13 protein-coding genes and 1 pseudogene are annotated in these 16,292 nt (G+C 52.9%); 2 read left to right on the top strand and 12 right to left on the bottom strand.

The annotated features are described in order from the left end of the window. Positions 1 to 31: 31 nt before the first annotated feature. Complete coding sequence (locus ACX1DY_RS16670; RefSeq protein ID WP_458965312.1) at positions 32 to 865, bottom strand: helix-turn-helix transcriptional regulator; 834 nt, start codon at positions 863 to 865, stop codon at positions 32 to 34. A gap of 147 nt (positions 866 to 1,012) precedes the next feature. On the opposite strand from ACX1DY_RS16670, the gene ACX1DY_RS16665 reads away from it, so the two are divergent. Further along, on the top strand, positions 1,013 to 3,067 hold the full coding sequence (locus ACX1DY_RS16665; protein WP_458965311.1) for a beta-galactosidase: 2,055 nt from the start codon (positions 1,013 to 1,015) through the stop codon (positions 3,065 to 3,067). Between the two features lie 116 nt (positions 3,068 to 3,183). Here ACX1DY_RS16665 and ACX1DY_RS16660 read toward each other — a convergent pair whose 3' ends face one another. The 9 genes and pseudogenes from ACX1DY_RS16660 to ACX1DY_RS16620 form a co-directional block, all read right to left on the bottom strand. Further along, a complete protein-coding gene (locus ACX1DY_RS16660; protein ID WP_458965310.1) occupies positions 3,184 to 4,107 on the bottom strand; it encodes an alpha/beta hydrolase in 924 nt (307 codons plus the stop codon). Positions 4,108 to 4,198: 91 nt separating this feature from the next. After that, positions 4,199 to 4,606 carry a MerR family transcriptional regulator gene (locus ACX1DY_RS16655; RefSeq protein ID WP_458965309.1) on the bottom strand — a complete coding sequence of 136 codons (408 nt, stop codon included), beginning with the start codon at positions 4,604 to 4,606 and terminating at the stop codon, positions 4,199 to 4,201. A gap of 33 nt (positions 4,607 to 4,639) precedes the next feature. Then, positions 4,640 to 5,977 (bottom strand): hypothetical protein, encoded by a 1,338-nt coding sequence (locus tag ACX1DY_RS16650; RefSeq protein WP_458965308.1) that lies wholly within the window; start codon positions 5,975 to 5,977, stop codon positions 4,640 to 4,642. Beyond that, complete coding sequence (locus ACX1DY_RS16645) at positions 5,974 to 7,062, bottom strand: DUF58 domain-containing protein (protein WP_458965307.1); 1,089 nt, start codon at positions 7,060 to 7,062, stop codon at positions 5,974 to 5,976. Before ACX1DY_RS16645 ends, ACX1DY_RS16650 begins: the two co-directional genes overlap by 4 nt. 2 nt (positions 7,063 to 7,064) lie before the next feature. Beyond that, on the bottom strand, positions 7,065 to 8,042 hold the full coding sequence (locus ACX1DY_RS16640) for an AAA family ATPase (RefSeq protein ID WP_458965306.1): 978 nt from the start codon (positions 8,040 to 8,042) through the stop codon (positions 7,065 to 7,067). Between the two features lie 213 nt (positions 8,043 to 8,255). Continuing rightward, the gene (locus ACX1DY_RS16635; protein ID WP_458965305.1) at positions 8,256 to 9,233 is read right to left on the bottom strand and encodes an aldo/keto reductase; all 978 of its coding nucleotides are present in this window, start codon (positions 9,231 to 9,233) and stop codon (positions 8,256 to 8,258) included. 104 nt (positions 9,234 to 9,337) lie between these two features. Then, entirely contained in the window at positions 9,338 to 10,819 is a 1,482-nt protein-coding gene (locus ACX1DY_RS16630; RefSeq protein WP_458965304.1) for a pectate lyase family protein, read from the bottom strand. A gap of 21 nt (positions 10,820 to 10,840) precedes the next feature. Beyond that, a pseudogene (locus ACX1DY_RS16625) lies at positions 10,841 to 12,007 on the bottom strand (right-handed parallel beta-helix repeat-containing protein); the annotation flags it as partial. A gap of 1,039 nt (positions 12,008 to 13,046) precedes the next feature. Beyond that, entirely contained in the window at positions 13,047 to 13,907 is an 861-nt protein-coding gene (locus tag ACX1DY_RS16620; protein ID WP_458965303.1) for a DUF421 domain-containing protein, read from the bottom strand. A gap of 162 nt (positions 13,908 to 14,069) precedes the next feature. Here ACX1DY_RS16620 and ACX1DY_RS16615 point away from each other — a divergent pair, with 162 nt between their 5' ends. Beyond that, positions 14,070 to 14,276 carry a DUF1657 domain-containing protein gene (locus tag ACX1DY_RS16615; RefSeq protein WP_458965302.1) on the top strand — a complete coding sequence of 69 codons (207 nt, stop codon included), beginning with the start codon at positions 14,070 to 14,072 and terminating at the stop codon, positions 14,274 to 14,276. A gap of 159 nt (positions 14,277 to 14,435) precedes the next feature. On the opposite strand, the gene ACX1DY_RS16610 is transcribed toward ACX1DY_RS16615, so the two are convergent. Both ACX1DY_RS16610 and ACX1DY_RS16605 read right to left on the bottom strand, forming a co-directional pair. Continuing rightward, complete coding sequence (locus ACX1DY_RS16610) at positions 14,436 to 15,539, bottom strand: Gfo/Idh/MocA family protein (protein ID WP_458965301.1); 1,104 nt, start codon at positions 15,537 to 15,539, stop codon at positions 14,436 to 14,438. A 19-nt stretch (positions 15,540 to 15,558) separates the two neighbouring features. Beyond that, positions 15,559 to 16,290, bottom strand: a complete 732-nt coding sequence (locus ACX1DY_RS16605; RefSeq protein WP_458965300.1) for a ThuA domain-containing protein — start codon at positions 16,288 to 16,290, stop codon at positions 15,559 to 15,561. Positions 16,291 to 16,292 lie beyond the last annotated feature (2 nt).

Here is a 16,292-nt window from a genome sequence, read left to right as displayed (position 1 = left end):
TGTTAACTATCTGCATAAAAATCGCGCCTGCTTATGATCCGAAGGCCCGTCTGTACTGGTTGGGCGGCATGCCTTCCATTTGTTTGAAGACTTTAATGAAATAGCTGGACTGCTGAAAGCCCGTCTGGACAGCGACCTGCGCAACGGAAAGCTCCGTCGAAACGAGCAGCAGCTTCGCTCTCACCAAGCGGCAATCGGTCAAATAACGGTTAGGCGTCTTCCCCATGATCGCCCGGAACAAGCGCAGAAAATGATAGCTGCTGTAGCCCGCAAGCCTGGCCATAGCCTCCAGTGTCCAAGGACGCTCGCATTCCCTGTGGATCATATCTGCCGTGTGGCGGATAGAGTGCCTGATCTCTAGAGGAACCGACCCGTGCAGAGGTTCGGAATTCTGCAGCAGCGTGATCAGCAGTTCATAGAGCAAGGCCGACAGCCTGGGCTCGCTGGAGGTTGCATAGGAATCACTGAGCCTGTACATCTCCTCCATGACGGGGATCAGGCCCGCATCCGGATCAAAAGAAAAAAAATAACCGCGTGACTTGTCCACCTCCTCCAGCAAGGGAAGGGAAATCCCGGTTCTGAAATGCATCCAGCGCACCTCCCAGGGCTGAACAGGGTCAGAGCCATACTGCTGATATGCTCCTTTCGGGAACAGAAATCCTCTGCCCCGCCCGATTGGAATCCGTTCACCATCCTGAAAAACATACCCTTCGCCGCCAAAAACCAGATGCAAATTATAGCTGTTCAGAAAACCTTCGCTTCTTCGCTCCGCATGCTGCGGAAAGTCAGTATAATGTCCCAAAAATTCCGGGTAACACACATAATGCATGTACGCCGGCGCCGGTAAAACCCATTGTTTTTTCATCCTGCACCCTTCCCTGGCCCGTGTTAAGCAAGCACGCAATATAATCATATATTAGCAATATTGTGTTATATGAGAACCCATTCACCTAATACTACAATAGGTTCATAGCGTTCATAAAGCATATTTTTTACACTTGGAGGTTGGAAAATGAAGACTCATGCTAATGCAGAAACGTTCGAGCTTGGTGCCTGCTATTACCCTGAACACTGGCCGGAGCAGCTCTGGGCTGACGATTTCCGGCGCATGGTTGAAACCGGATTCACAATTGTACGGATGGCTGAGTTTGCCTGGTCCATCTTTGAGCCGCAGGAAGGCGTTTTTCAGTTCGATCTGTTCGACCGGGCCATAGATCTGGCTCACAGCTATGGATTAAAGGTCATTCTGGGCACGCCGACCGCTACCCCTCCCGCCTGGCTGACCGAGCGTTATCCCGAAGTGCTGAATGTTACTTACGACGGGGTAACTCTGCAGCACGGCTCCCGCCGTCATTATAATTACAGCAGCCTTAAGTACAGGGAACTCTGCGCCAGAATAACCACACAGCTTGCACAGCATTATGGCACACATCCGGGCGTAGTCGGCTGGCAGATTGACAATGAGCTGAACTGCGAGATCAATGTGTTCTATTCGGAGAGCGACCACAAAGCCTTCCGCGAATGGGTGCAGGCCAAATACGAAACACTGGAGAGACTGAACGATGCATGGGGAACCGTCTTCTGGAATCAGACCTACACCAGCTGGTCACAGGTCTTCTTGCCGCGTCCTACCCCTTCTCCGATGCAGCCCAATCCGCATCAGGCGCTGGATGAGAAGCGGTTTATTTCTGACAACGCAATCTCTTTTGCCAGAATCCAGGCGGAAATAATCCGTAAGTTTGCCCCTTCCCAGTGGGTAACCACCAATGGCCTGTTCGGCCATCTGGACAGTCATGAGCTAAATGACGAGCTGCTGGACTTTTTCAGCTATGACTCTTATCCGCAGTTCTCCTCCATTAGTGATATTACAAATGAGGTTAACCCGCTGCGAGACCGGAGCTGGAGCCTCTCGCTGTCTGTAGTCCGCTCCATCAGTCCGAACTTCTGCATCATGGAGCAGCAATCCGGCCCTGGGGGCTGGGTAAACCGCATGGATATGCCGTCTCCGAAGCCGGGTCAAATGCGCCTCTGGACGTATCAGTCCATTGCCCACGGAGCGGACAAGCTGCTCTACTTCCGCTGGCGGACGGCAACTATGGGCAATGAAATCTATTGGCACGGCATCAATGATTACCATAACCAGCCAAACCGCAGGGTCAAGGAAGCTGCGCAGGTTGGCCGGGAGCTGGCTGTAGCCGGCAAGCACATCGTAGGAACGCGGAACGAAGCGAAGATTGCCATTCTCCGTGATTACGACAATGAATGGGACGGCGAATACGACGTCTGGTACGGGCCCTTCATGTGGCAGAGCAACAAGGAATGGTTCAAGGCGCTGCAGAAACGGCATATCCCGAATGATCTCATTTACTTGCGCAGCAAGACCACTCTCGAAGACCTGACTCCTTATGAGGTGCTGATCTATCCGCATCCGGCGATTATGAGCGATGAGACAGCGGCACTGCTGGATCAATATGTGCAGCAAGGCGGAAAGCTGATTTTTGGCTGCCGGACGGGCTACAAGGATACCCGCGGACAGTGCTATATGCGGCCTTTTCCCGGTGCGGCCAAGGACCTTTGCGGAATCACCGTAGAAGAATTCACCCTGATCAAAGGCACTCGCCTACCTACCTCCATCCAGTGGGGCAATGATCCTGAGGCGCTTACCGTAGCTGATGCCTTCAACGATATTCTTCATGTCGAAGAGGACAGCGTCGAGATCATGGGCACTTATGCTTCTGACTATTACGCCGGCAAACCGGCGGTCACCAGAAACAAACGCGGAAAAGGCGAGGTTTGGTATTACGGAGCTGTATTTAACGAACAGGCAGCGCTCAAGATCGTAGATAGTCTGAATTTAGCATCCCCGGTTGCAGAGTGGCTGGAGCTGCCCGGTGAAGTTGAACTGCAAATCCGCAAGAGCGAAACTGCAAGCTACACGTTCCTGCTTAACTACAGCGAAGAACCGGCAACGATCCGGCTCAAAGAGCAGAAAAGAGATTTGCTGACAGGCCGGACGGTTTCAGGCTCCTTCACACTTGAAGGCTTCGGCGTTCTGTTGTTGCATTAATTCCATATTTGAAAATAAAAAGGCTCCTCCACACCAGAATGAGTTCGGGTGCGGGGGAGCCTGCCATGTGTAACAAAAAAGCCTCAGAATTATCCAAAGATGTAGATCATATTGATCTACTCTTTCAAGTTCCAAATGTTCTTAACATAAGTGCCGATGTTCCCGATTGCCTGCTGCCCATCCGGGAGGATTGCAGCTATCATTTGAAATACGCTCCACAGGTCCTCCCAAATTTCAAGTGTAACCTGCACTCCTGCGGTACTCGCCCGCTCCGCCAAGCGTTCGGCATCGCTAAGCAGTACCTCCTGATCACCGGCCTGGATCAGCAGCGGCGGCAGTCCCTGCAGATCCGCTCTTAGCGGGGAGAGCAGCAGAGGCATGCCTCCGGCATGGTCTCCGAGATAATCCTCCAGAATCCGTTGATTTCCCGCCCGGCTTCCCGTCGGGTCCATCTCTGCCCTGCTGTCATAGGATTCGCCGTCCAGGTGAACGAGATCGCTATGCGGAGAGAGCAGAAAGGCAGCAGCAGGCAGCTTCTTGCCAGCATCCCGCAGGGTAATCAGTGTCATAAGCGCGAGAGAAGCCCCTACCGAATCGCCTCCGAGAATAATGTCCTCAGGTGAATAACCTTCCGCAAGCAGCCAGTCATATGCGGCCAGGCAATCTTCATTTGCTGCCGGATAGACATGCTCAGGGGCCAGGCGATACTCCACAGTCAGGACACGGACATCGCTTGCCGCCGATATACGTGCAGCCAAATCCCGATAGATTTCACAAGTGCCGGAAATAAAACCTCCGCCGTGATAATAGAGGATCACTTTCCCTTTGCCCGCCCCGGCAGCTTCATCTGTGCAGTCAACCCACTCTCCATGTAGCTGTGCGATTTGTACTTTCACAGTTTGCACCCCCGGAAGCCTTGGCAGGCTTTCGGCAGCAGCGGCCAGGTCCTCACGGATTTGCGCAACAGTTCGCGCACCAATTCTATTGATTTGCTTCAAATGACTTTTTATTGCGTTCAGCATTTCTGTACGGTTCGACATCTTTGTTTTTCCTCCTGTCAGGTATGATGCCTGCATTGTAAACCCTGTATCTGAGTACAGAGTCAAGAGGAAAGTGGCCCAGCATCCCGGTTTACGAATCCATATGCAAGATTTGCAGAGTCTCCTCTACACCATGGTGCCGGTTAACCGATTGAAGATTTCTTTTTAGATCGCTGAGCTGAGCCTTGATGTTCTCGCGCTTGGCAATCTCAAGATCGACAGCGATGATTTTCCGTTCAATTGCCGCGATAAAATCAGGGATTCCGATGCTGCCGTCTGTAGACTTGACGAGCGCTTTTTTGATTTCCCGCAGCGTAAAACCACAGCTCTTGGCATTCTGGATAAAAGCAATTCGCTTCAGTGTCTCCTCGTTGTAGACCCGGTAACCCGCAGCTGAGCGCTGTGGCACCGGAAGCAGCCCGTGCTTCTCATAATACCGCAGCGTTTCAGCATTCACATGTGCTTCCTTTGCCAATTCTCCCCGCAAATAGCGGACCATTTTCAACCCTCCAGTCCTTCTATAAAAGCATCTTTATAGCTTCAGCCGATCCTTAAGCGCCGCCACTTCAGCCGCCGGAGGGTCCGCCTCTCCGTATCTGGCCTGATTGTACAGATGAAGAAGCTCGCCCGGAGTTGCCGAAGCGCCCTCCTGATCCTTACGCGGCCGCTTCTTGACAGCAGTCTCCGCCCATTCAGCCACGTCCGCTTCTGTCTCCCGGGGCGTCAGGTAGCCTTTCACCTCATACCCGGCAGCGCGTTTGGCATTCAGCCAATGACGGTACAGCCAGCGCGTCTGCTCCCGGGAGCTGTACATATCCTCCCAGCGGTCCCTGCGCGAAGCTGGAAGCAGCTTGTTCCGCCAATATTCCTTGACCCCCTGCACCGATCTCTCCCAGGCGAAGATGCTCTTCTCTTCATCCTTGTAGCTTGCCGTCTCCGGCGGCAGTTCTCTGCGGAGCATGGACAGCACGGCATCCATCATTCTGCGCAATAGTCCGCCTGTATTGCGGTAAAGCCAGCGCAAGGCATAATAAAGCAAGATAGCTATAACCGCCGTTGCCAGCGCGTAGAAGGCAAAATTAAGAATCATAGCGAGCAGACCCGGTTCGTTTGCTTCCGCCGCAGGAAGCTCAGGCATTGCCGGCGGTGGAGCGGCTTCGTCCTGCGGCGGCTCTTCGGAGCCTGAGAACAGGCGGCTAAGCCAGGTAAAAAACAGCCGTACGGCCTGCCACAGCATTAGCCCGAGTGCCCGGCCCGCACCTGCTGCCAGCGCTGCGGCTACAGCCACAAACACAATGACGAACAAGCGGTTATGGCGTCGCAGCCCTCCGGGAAGCCGCGAGGTCTCTCCTGCAAAGGAGCTGTAGCGCAAATGGCTGCTGTTGGAATCCAGCAGAGCCAGAATCAGACACAGGCTTCCGCTCCAGGTCAAGATGGACACACTTGGCTGAAGCACAGGAATGCGGTCATAGGCAATGGCGGCAATGAAATATAGGGCGATCCCGATAATATAAGTTCTTAACCGGTTGCTCTGGCCTGAAGCCGCGGTCATGCCCATATACGCATATAGGAAACCGCCGGCAAGCAGCGGCAGCTCTTTGACTGACGGCGCTCCCGTCAGGAGCAGCGCTGCCGTACCAAGCTGCAAAGCGATCAGGAGCATCTTCCACTTCCGGCTGCACCATTTCCGCTGCAGCACACCTGCCACCGCTACCAGCGGCAAGGTATAGATCCAAGGCAAAGCACTCTGTTCAGGCTGCAGGTAGGCCTGCAGGATGATCCACACAGGAAGGAACAGCAGCCACACTACGAACCAGGAGAGCCAGAGCCGAATTCCGGCTGTCAGATCCTGCATTGACCATCGCTTCATGCGCTGTCCCTCCCCTCGGCTGGAATATCCAGCCACTCTACACCATTACCGAGCAGCCTAAGCTGCTCGGCGGCAAGCTGCAGCTCCGTGCCCCGGTGGCAGGAAATGATCAGATAATCAGTGTCGCTGGCTCCGCTCTCCACTTCCAGCTCCAGCAGTCTGCTCATTGGCAGAGTTCTGTCCAGGTTAAGCCTAGCCAATAGACCCAGCAGATCTTCAAGCCGGTCCACTTGCTCAGCATGAACCGGATCCCGTTCCCCTTCGCCATCCAATCTTCCATTGCTGAGCAGTCCGGTCTCAATGCCATGCCCCATCCCATATTCTGCAACTGTAGCGGCATACCGGATTCCCAGCTCAATTCGTTCAACATCCGTCACCGTTCTCCACATGGAATCGCTGATCTCCACATTCAGACAGATGACCAGTCTGGAATCAGCCGTATAATCCTTTTTGTGCACCTGCAGTTGTCCTGTACGGGCTGTCGTCTTCCAGTTAATCGACCCCAGAGAATCCCCGGGACTATACTCACGCGTGCCTGCTGTAAGAAACGGGTCCTCCACAATCCACCTTTTGACCGGCAAATCCCCAAGCCAGCTATGGATCGGCAGCGGGAGCTCATGCAGTTGCAGCATCACGGGATACACCATTAATTCGAGCTGCAGCGGAAAGGTTCTGGAACTCCGGCTAAGCCCGAACAAGTCCCCTGTTGTCATGGTGGCCGTATCCAGGCGGAATAACCCGCGCTTCTCACAGCGGACCGAATGTCTGCGTTTAATATGACGGTAGGATCTTAAGTAGAACAGGCTTACATGGTTCTGATAAATGTCGCCGCTGGAAATACCCAGATTCTCCTGGCTGCCGAAATCCAGCCCCCGGGCGATGCTCGATTCCAGCCGCAGCCAGGGCAGCGGCAGCAGCTTGGCATTGACGATCTCTTCCACCATCTCAACCTGCTCGCCTTCATAGACAGCCTTGGCCGAGAAATAACGGGTATAGCTGACCTTCTTGAGCGCATTCCGCTGGTAGACCGCAGAAATGAACATCAGCAGCAATACAGTGCTGATGATGAACCAGGGCAGAGTCATCGCTATTCCACCCTTCCGCCTCTATATGCGGAAGCCGTCTCCGCAGGAACCTCCACTTCACGCAACACTTGCTGCACAAGCTCGGCGGCCTGCCCTTCCCGCGAGCCGGGTCCGCGCTGCAGCAGCAGGCGGTGCGCCAGAACTGCACCGGCAACTGCCTTAATATCATCCGGCAGCACATAATCCCGGCCCCGGATGAGTGCGTACCCCTGCGAAGCGCGGAGCAGGGCGAACCCTGCCCGGGGACTTGCTCCGAGCCTGACTGAAGGCGCCTTACGGGTAGCTTCGACAATGGAAACCATATAAGCCAGCAGATCATCGCTAACGCTGACCGCCGCAGCAAGCCGCTGGAGCTCCTGAATTTCTCCCGCTGTTGCAACCGGGACCGTGTCGAGCAGCGGATTGTTCTCGCGGAATCTTTGCAGGATGTGAATACCCTCCTCAAAAGTCGGATAACCCGTCGTAATCCGCATCAGAAACCGGTCGAGCTGCGCTTCCGGCAGCGGAAAGGTCCCTTGGCTGTCCACCGGATTCTGCGTCGCAATGACGAGGAACGGCGCTTCCAGCTCATGCGTGACACCGTCGATCGTAATCTGCCGCTCCTCCATGCATTCCAGCAGGCTGGACTGGGTTCTGGGCGTGGCCCGGTTAATCTCGTCGGCCAGCAGAATACTGGCGAATACAGGTCCAGGGCGGAACTGGAACTCACCGGTCTGCTGATTATAATAGTTGATGCCGCTCAGGTCCGACGGAAGCAGATCCGGGGTGAACTGTATCCGCTTGAAGGAGCAGTCCAGCGAGCGGGCCAGTGTCTTGGCGAGCAGCGTTTTTCCTGTGCCTGGCACATCCTCCAGCAGCACATGACCATTCGCCAGCAGGGCAGTAAGAAGCAGGTCCACCCCCTCTTCCTTGCCGACGACTACCTTGGCCAGATTAACTCTAATCGCTTGTATTATTGCCGCAGCTTCCTGAAGATTCATGAGGAATAACACCATCCGTTCCATATATTAGTATGTATTAGAGTTTAATCATACCAGAAAGCGCCTCCAATAAATAATAGATAAGTCTCAGCGGAAATAATATAGCCGCAGCAATACCGTGCAGCATATAATCAAAGCAAAAAGGAACCGGCAGCCGCCGGTTCCACTTCGCAGTACATTCAAATTCACTCAATCCATCTCAAGCCAATTATCCTAATAACCAACCACCGGATGCGGGATATAAGCTTCTTCCAACTGCAGAATCTCTTCCGGGCTCAGCTTAATTGATACTGCAGCAGCCGCATCGTCCAGATGCTCCATCTTCGTCGCACCAACGATTGGAGCCGTCACCGGCTTCTTCTGCAGCACCCAGGCTAGTGCCACTTGGGCACGCGGAACTCCCCGTTCCCCGGCGATTTCCTTCACCCGTAGCGCAACAGCCCTGTCGGCTTCTTCGGTTCTCGCATACAGCAGCTTGCCGAATTCATCGCTTGCCGAACGGGTGCTTGGTACCTCCCAATCTCTTGTCAGCCGGCCTCTGGCAAGCGGACTCCAGGGAATTACGCCAATCCCCTCCGCTTCACAGAGCGGGAGCATCTCCCGCTCCTCTTCACGGTACAGCAGATTGACATAGTTCTGCATGGACACGAACCGCGTCCAGCCATTGCGTTCAGCGACATTTAGCGCCTTGAGAAACTGCCAGGCATGCATTGAGGAGGCGCCGATATAACGGGCTTTGCCTGCTTTGACCACATCATGCAGCGCCTCCATCGTTTCTTCAATCGGCGTTGCCGGGTCCCAGCGGTGAATTTGATACAGATCCACATAATCGGTACCCAGTCGCTTCAGACTATGGTCAATCTCAGTCATAATCGCCTTGCGCGACAAGCCTCCGCCATTGGGACCCGGACGCATTCTTCCGTGCACCTTAGTTGCAATAACGACTTCATCACGAGTGGCGAAGTCCTTGAGCGCTCTGCCGACAATCTCTTCGCTCGTTCCATCGGAATAGACGTTGGCGGTGTCGAAAAAGTTAATGCCCAGCTCCAGCGCCTTCCGGATAAACGGACGGCTCTCCTGTTCATTGAGGGTCCAGGCATGATTCCCGCGTTCAGGTATGCCGTAACTCATACAACCCAGACAAATCCGTGAGACATCTAGCCCGGTAGAGCCCAGTTTTACATATTCCATAACTGACAGCAGCCTCCCTATTAGAAGATAAAAACTACCAATCTTTTATTAGTATATCTCTGTCAGCTGCATTTGAAAAACCAAGCCCTATCCGCTAATTTTACTCAGTACGATGTTTTCAGCCAATTCTGCTTCGCCCAGCTCAGCTTTCCTGCCCCTGATCCATCCGAGCCTGTCAATCTGGCAGCGAGTGTTGCAGGGTCATCCTGTGTGTAGCTGTAAGGCAGCGCCGATAGGCCGGACCAGGCGAACGGAATAATCGGGGCCGGTACTGGAGCAAGCGGACTTCCTGCGGAATCGCTATTGCCTCTGAAGACAACTCCATTCATCGAGTAGATCGTATCGACTGCTTTGATTTTACCTGTGTAGCTGGCGTCAGCCGGATCGGTCTGATTGTTGCGCAGCGGATACAGAATATCTATAATATTGGACTTTTCAAGCAATACGGCTCCGCCTTCCGTAGCAATGGAACCGTTGCTGGTGACCGTAAAGTGATAGCCTTTAGAGGCAATCGCTGCTTCCATCGCTGCCGTAATTCTTGATTTCGCTGCCCAAGCGGCAGAGTTATCCGCCAGAATGTTATAGACATGGGCGTTGCCGCCTCTGAGACGCGGCAGGCGGTCCTGAATATCCTGGTAAAAGTTATGATGCAGCGTGATGGTTAATTTGGCGTTGCTGGAATCAAAAGACGTCGCGCCAACCAGATGCCCCTTCTTCTGCGAGCTTGCGATTGCGATCACATCATCCTTGCTGAGTCCCACAGCGCTGCTGCGCAGATAGGCATACATTGGATAAGCAGCAGGATTGGCCTCCATCGCATTGATCTGCCGGGTTACCCAGCTGTTTGCGCTTCTATCGTCCCCCTTGAAGGTAGACCAGGAGATCGTTACGCCGGTAGTGCCTTTTTTAGAGTCAACCAGCCCGTCATACGCTTTATTGAAGGTACAGTGGTCAATCCAGACATTAGTGTCCTCCTCAAGCGTGATGTAGTCCCAATCGTTTTTGTCATAGTCGCCTTTGGTGGATTCATCCCACTCCCACAGCTCATCGAATTCCAGATTGCGGATGATTACATTGGAGCTGCGTTTGATTGTAAAAGCAACATGTTTGAGCTTGGCTCCATTAGCCGAAAAGATCGTCAGCCCGTCGAACCCGTCAAGATTGATCTTGCTTACTCCTGTCTGCAGGAGCACCGGATGGGTTAACGGCGAATTATGAGCGGAAAAAGGTGAGGTCTTGGCCGCAGAAGGAAGCTCATTCCAGCCCAGGTTAAGGTCGTTCATAATTTCCACAACCTTTACACCGGAGCCTTTTTTGAGCGCCGCTGCCAGGTCGGTTGCATTATATACTTTCTTGTACAGCGCGGTGTTCGATTCGTCCACGATACCGCCGCCGGTGTTCCCAGCGGAGAATCCCGCCAGATTATAAGCGCTCAGCGAACCTGCCGCTGCAAGCGCTGAAGTCTCTGTTAGTTCAGACGATTCCTCCAAAGGAGCAGCGTTGGCGGGAAGAATGCAAACAAGTGCCATAATTATTGCAATGCCAAGCCCTGAAACAATTTTGAACTTTAGAAATTTCGCCATCATATATTTCCTCCCACATTAGGATTACTGAATAGTTGCCCCGATATTCGTGCCGCTTGGAGTCCCGGAACCAATCAGATCACTGCCGCTGGCCAGCTTCAGGAAGCTGCCAAGGCTGAACGAACCATCCGCATTCCGCACAACCGAAGGGGTCAGGCTCACGAAATCGGCGCTGCTTGCCACAAGACCCTTGGCATTAGTGCTGGCATTGCTTTTCCACCAGACATTAGTGCTGGAAACATCCGTGCCGCTCGTCTTGTCGCTCGATGTGCCGGCAAAGCTCAGGTTGTTCGTGAACACATGTGTGCCTGCATCAAAAGCAAAATTGCTCTGGCCATTGCTCCATGAGGTATTGTTGGTCAATTGAATAGAGCCGGGATTGCTGTTGTAGGTGAATCCGTGTTTTTTATTCTGGAAGGCAATGCTGTTCGTCACAACATGATTTACAGCAATTTTGTCGCCGCCCAGCTTGAAGCCGTTTCCGTCACTATTGGCTGTTGAGTTGCCATCCGAGGTTTGCCCATTTTTGTAAGCAATGCTGTTCTTGATCGTAACAACACCAATCGGTCCGGTTTCTGACTTGGCATACAGATCCCATCCGTCATCCGTATTCCAGGCCGAAATGCATTTGTCAAAAACATTGCCGGGACCAATCGTCAGCTTGGCGGCAAAACCATCGGCATCCTCTCCATTGTCGGGATCGAAATTGTCATGGGAATACACGCCGATAATCTGGTTGTAGCTCGGCCAGTCGCTCATGCTTGCTGCCGATGTAGCATAGCGGCTGATTTGCAGACCGGAGTCACGGTTATGGTGGGTCTCCACATTCTCGATGATATTGTAATTGCCGCCGATGAAAATCCCGTTGTCTCCGGCTCCCTTCACTTCAAGTCCCTTAACGTACCAGTAGTGTCCAAAAATCTGCAATCCGCGTTCAGTGGAAGCAAAGCTCTCGGCGGAGAAATCAAGCACCGGCTTCTCACTTCCGTAAGCCACAATGCTCTTGCGTGAACCGGAGGTGCCGCTGTTATCCCGCTCAATAGTAACCGGCGAGGAAAAAGCATACGTACCACCCCGCATATAGATGGTGCCGCCCGCAGCTACCTTGGTTAGTGCCGATGCAAGGGTTGTTGGGCTGCCAATCGTCCCGGAATTGCCGGCTGCACCATTCGGAGCCACATAAATGGCGCCCGAAACTGGTGTTGCGGTTGGTGCGGTTGTTGGGGTGGCCGCAGGAGTTGCAGTAGCTGTAGGCGCTGCTGTCGGGCTGGTTGTTGCTGTTGCACTTGGGTTCGGGGTTGCCGTAGCCGTTGCAGACGGTGTTGGCGTACTGGTACTGACACCGCTTACAATAATGTTATCAAACTTGGCGGCGGTCTTATAAGCGACCAGGCCAATGCCTCCGGAAGTTAAAATGTTATCGTGTGCATTTAGCTGCAGATCATCATTCACATACATGCTGATCGAATCTCCGTTTAATTCGAGCTTGACCGTATACACAGTTCCCGCAGTGATTGGAAAGTCTGTCTTGACCGCAAGCGTGCTGCTTGCACCGCCGGATTTTTTGCGGATCTCAAGTGTCCCGCCATTGCTGTTCGACAACGAAGCGGCGTAGTAGTTATTGCCGTCCGCATAGCGGCCGCACACATAAGTACGGTTGCTTCCGTTAAAATTATCCACCTTCACATCAGCCTGCACGCTGTAATTGCTCCATGAGCTGTCGCCTGCAGAAGTCCGTCCCTCCGTACTGCTGGATTGATAATATACACGAGAGCCGCCATCCTGTACCACAGACCATGTGCCTGTCGTGCTGGTCCAATTCCCGGCATTGCCGGACTCAAAATCATCGCTGAAGATACTTGCTGCTTGTACTGACGGTATCCCCCATTGCAGGCTGCCAAAAGCAAGGACAGCAGAAAGCGCAACGCATGCGGTGAGAGTAAATTTCTTTTTAATTTTCACGTTAACATTAACCTCCATAGTGTTTTGTATTTTTTAACCAAACAATTATCTTTTCTATCAGCCTCCCCTTATTCGTGATATGCAGATCGCTGGGAATTCCGTTTTTTTGCAGCGGTCAGCCTAATCTCCACTATAAGTAAATATTTGTAATTGTACAGATGTTTTTTCGGGAGATTATTACAGATATGTGAACTGCATAAAAAAACCAACAAAAAACGGATCATTTTTGTTGGTTAGTTTTGCTATATACATTTCGGCGCTGCTTGGTTCAGCTTTGAATGAGAGGCTTCAGCTTTACGATCAGAGCCTGCAAATCCTTTGAGCACTGCTCATACATTTGCTTCGCTTTTTCGTTATTGGTTGACAGGCCGAACATCTCCAGGTCCGCTTCGCATTTCTTCAGCAATGCATAGAGCTGCGGCTTGTCCTGCGGCTGCGGCAGCTCTACACTGTCAGTATATAAGTCCACGGTCAGCTCGCCGTAGGAATCCACCTGACCCAGGTAGACATTTTCAGCGGTCACATCAAGCTTTCCCAGTTGACCATCCAGCCAGGCGCGTGTCAATCCGAGAGCATCCAGCGGTTCGTCCATAATTTTGCCATCCATAATTACAGCCTGCGTCTCCTGCTCCGGTGCTACTTTGACACCGAGATGCTTCGGCGTTAGCGGCTGGTTCTCCCGGGTAAGCAGGACGTTGATCATCCCGTCTGACTCCATAATGGCGAATTCCACATCCGCTACCTTGAATACATCTTTTTTCCGCAGCTCTGCCAGCAATTCATCGGTGGTCAAACGCTCTTTTTTCATATTGTCTTCGAGGATCTTTCCATCCTTAATCAGCACGGTCGATTTGAAATCAATGAAGTCCCTGGCCTTTTTGCTCTTGATTTGCAGGAACTCGATGCCCAGCGAGAAGGCTACCCAGACAACCAGGGCAATGATGCCGAGATGCCACGTCTTGTCTGTATCCAAGGATATGTAAGCCGCTATACTGCCTACGGTAATGCCTGTAATGTACTCAAAGAACGACAACTGTGAGACCTGTCTTTTCCCAAGCAGCTTCGTCAAGAAGAAGAGTACGACCACAGCAAACATTGTGCGCCAAATAACCTCCAGCCATTCAGGCATCAGTGAAACCTCCTTATCTATAGTATCAAGCGATGTACCAACATTCATTATTTGTAAAATGGAGCGGGATTAACCAAGAAAATTTTTCTTGTATGTAACCCAGAGTCACGACAGATACTATGTTGCGAAAATTAAGCACCACTATCCAAGGAGGAATATGAAATGACTGTATCCACACAAATAAAGACCTGTGTCTCATCTTTGAAAAGCGCTCAAGCCAGCTTGGAGCAATTCGCAATGGAGACCCAGAATAAAGAAGCCAAAAACCTGTTCACCAATGCGGCTAAGCAAACACAGCAGATCGTTGATCAGGTGGAGAGCCGTGTAACTGAGCTGGAGAATGAGGAACCACAGTATAAAGGGTTCTAACTCAGCCTGCAAAATCCGGTTCACATCAAAAAAGCTCCTCATTCGCATGCGCTGATGGGGAGCTTTTTGTGCGGAGTATAATTCCGCTATGAAAGAGTCCTGGCAACAGGATTTACTGCTTATCTGTCAGCCTTCCAAGTCTTGACAGTATCCACCCTGTTAATCCAAGGTATATGGCGCAAGCCCAAGCGGAAGCGGCGCTGGCCGGCTGCAGGTGCTTTGCATTTCATAGAACCGGTGCGAATCGGAAGAGTCATGGCAAGCCCACATGGCTTCCAGCACATGATAAGCCAGCTCTCCGCTGGCCCGGTGTGGCCGGCCGCTGCGGATGGCGTAGGCCATATCCGCCGGCCCGATTCCCCGGGTATTCTGGTCGTAGCCAGGCAGGAGCGGCTGCTCGGTCCACTCGCTTTCTCCAATACGGCGGAATTTCACCGGACCGCCGAAGGTATTGGGGTCAGGCACCTGAATCGTTCCCTCCGTGCCGTAGATTTCAATCGGCGGCAGGCTGCTGCCGCCGAAGATATCAAAGCTTGTGATCAGCGTGGCAATTGCACCGCCTGCAAATTGCAGCGTTCCGGCGACGTGGGTAGGAATGTCCACCGGGATCTTTTGCCCAGCCTTCTTCTCGCTGGTGATGGTCCGCTCCTCCAAGGCTTTGCCGGTCATCCCTGCCACGGTGCGGATAGGTCCAAGCAGTTGTACAAGTGCTGTCAGATAATAGGGACCCATATCAAAAAGCGGTCCGCCGCCGGCAGCGTAGTAAAACTCCGGATCAGGATGCCAATGCTCATGTCCCCGGCCCATCATGAACGCTGTTGCTGCAACCGGACGGCCGATGATGCCGTCTTCAATCAGCCTCAGCGCTGTCTGGATACCGGCTCCCAGGAAGGTTTCAGGAGCGCTGCCGACGAGCAGCCCCTTTTCTGCGGCCAATTCCAGTACTCTCCGCCCTTCCTCCCTCGTTACGGTGAGCGGTTTCTCCACGTATACATGTTTTCCGGCCTCCAGCGCCCGAAGGCTGATCTCGGCATGCGCTGCAGGTATCGTTAAGTTGATCACAATTTCAATCTCCGGGTCTTCCAGCAGCTGGTCAACCGTATAGACAAGGGGAATTCCGTAGTGTGCTGCCTGTTCTTCGGCTCTAACACGGTCCATATCCGCACACGCGGCAAGGTCCAGCAGCTCGAACTTTTGACAATTCTCCATATAGATACCGCTTATTTTGCCGCAGCCGATAATGCCGACTTTTACTTTATCCATCTTCTTGTTCGCCCCCGCCTTATAGTTGGCTGTCCGCCATGCCGCTGTACCCGGCGAACGCCGCTTGATCTTTTAACAGTGCCTGTGCAATCTGCTTGCCGTCCGCCGCCCAGAGCAAACCGCGCCGCATTAATTCCTTTACCGGCGGCAAATCAACTATGTCGGCATGATGGCCCAGCGAGTTGTAGTAGACCCGGCCATGACCCCAGCGTTTGGTCCAGACTACCGGCATATCTACAGCCTTATTAGCGGCATGCGGCCCATCCACGATGGGAAAGCGTGTTGTAGCCAGTATCTCCACCGCCGGATCATAATGCAGATAATACTGCTCAGTGCAGACGTTGAAGTCGCTTATACCATCTACCAGCGGACTTGAGCCCGGGTGGATTTCCACCTTGTAATCTACTCCGTCATTGCCTGGATGAGCGACCCATTGACCTCCGGTCATGAACTGCCAATCCACATTGGTCCGAAAAGAATCGCACATTCCACCGTGACAGCCCGCAAGTCCGGTCCCGTTCTGTACGGCTGCCGATACATTGTCCACCTGCTCCTGGGTGATTTGCCCCATCGTCCAGACCGGAACAATCAGATCGAGGCTCAGCAGCTTTTCACGGTCTTCGAAGACCTCAAGTGTATCCGCAACCTCTACCTCGAAATGCTCCTGGCGCAGCAGCCCCGCGAATATTCCGGCAACCTGCTCCGGCTCATGACCATCCCAGCCGCCCCATACGATTAATGCCTTCTTCATCA

The sequence above is a fragment of the Paenibacillus sp. BAC0078 genome (assembly GCF_054483875.1).
Note: the sequence above shows the minus strand (reverse complement) of the source record. Positions and strands in the feature narration are given on the sequence as shown.

Bases quoted from the DNA above. Each gene is read 5' to 3' on its own strand.
- ACX1DY_RS16610 (WP_458965301.1), bottom strand. From the start codon at position 15,539: ATGGATAAAGTAAAAGTCGGCATTATCGGCTGCGGCAAAATAAGCGGT.
- ACX1DY_RS16630 (WP_458965304.1), bottom strand. From the start codon at position 10,819: ATGATGGCGAAATTTCTAAAGTTCAAAATTGTTTCAGGGCTTGGCATT.
- ACX1DY_RS16640 (WP_458965306.1), bottom strand. From the start codon at position 8,042: ATGAATCTTCAGGAAGCTGCGGCAATAATACAAGCGATTAGAGTTAAT.
- ACX1DY_RS16605 (WP_458965300.1), bottom strand. From the start codon at position 16,290: ATGAAGAAGGCATTAATCGTATGGGGCGGCTGGGATGGTCATGAGCCG.
- ACX1DY_RS16650 (WP_458965308.1), bottom strand. From the start codon at position 5,977: ATGAAGCGATGGTCAATGCAGGATCTGACAGCCGGAATTCGGCTCTGG.
- ACX1DY_RS16645 (WP_458965307.1), bottom strand. From the start codon at position 7,062: ATGACTCTGCCCTGGTTCATCATCAGCACTGTATTGCTGCTGATGTTC.
- ACX1DY_RS16670 (WP_458965312.1), bottom strand. From the start codon at position 865: ATGAAAAAACAATGGGTTTTACCGGCGCCGGCGTACATGCATTATGTG.
- ACX1DY_RS16660 (WP_458965310.1), bottom strand. From the start codon at position 4,107: ATGTCGAACCGTACAGAAATGCTGAACGCAATAAAAAGTCATTTGAAG.
- ACX1DY_RS16665 (WP_458965311.1), top strand. From the start codon at position 1,013: ATGAAGACTCATGCTAATGCAGAAACGTTCGAGCTTGGTGCCTGCTAT.
- ACX1DY_RS16635 (WP_458965305.1), bottom strand. From the start codon at position 9,233: ATGGAATATGTAAAACTGGGCTCTACCGGGCTAGATGTCTCACGGATT.
- ACX1DY_RS16655 (WP_458965309.1), bottom strand. From the start codon at position 4,606: ATGGTCCGCTATTTGCGGGGAGAATTGGCAAAGGAAGCACATGTGAAT.
- ACX1DY_RS16620 (WP_458965303.1), bottom strand. From the start codon at position 13,907: ATGCCTGAATGGCTGGAGGTTATTTGGCGCACAATGTTTGCTGTGGTC.
- ACX1DY_RS16615 (WP_458965302.1), top strand. From the start codon at position 14,070: ATGACTGTATCCACACAAATAAAGACCTGTGTCTCATCTTTGAAAAGC.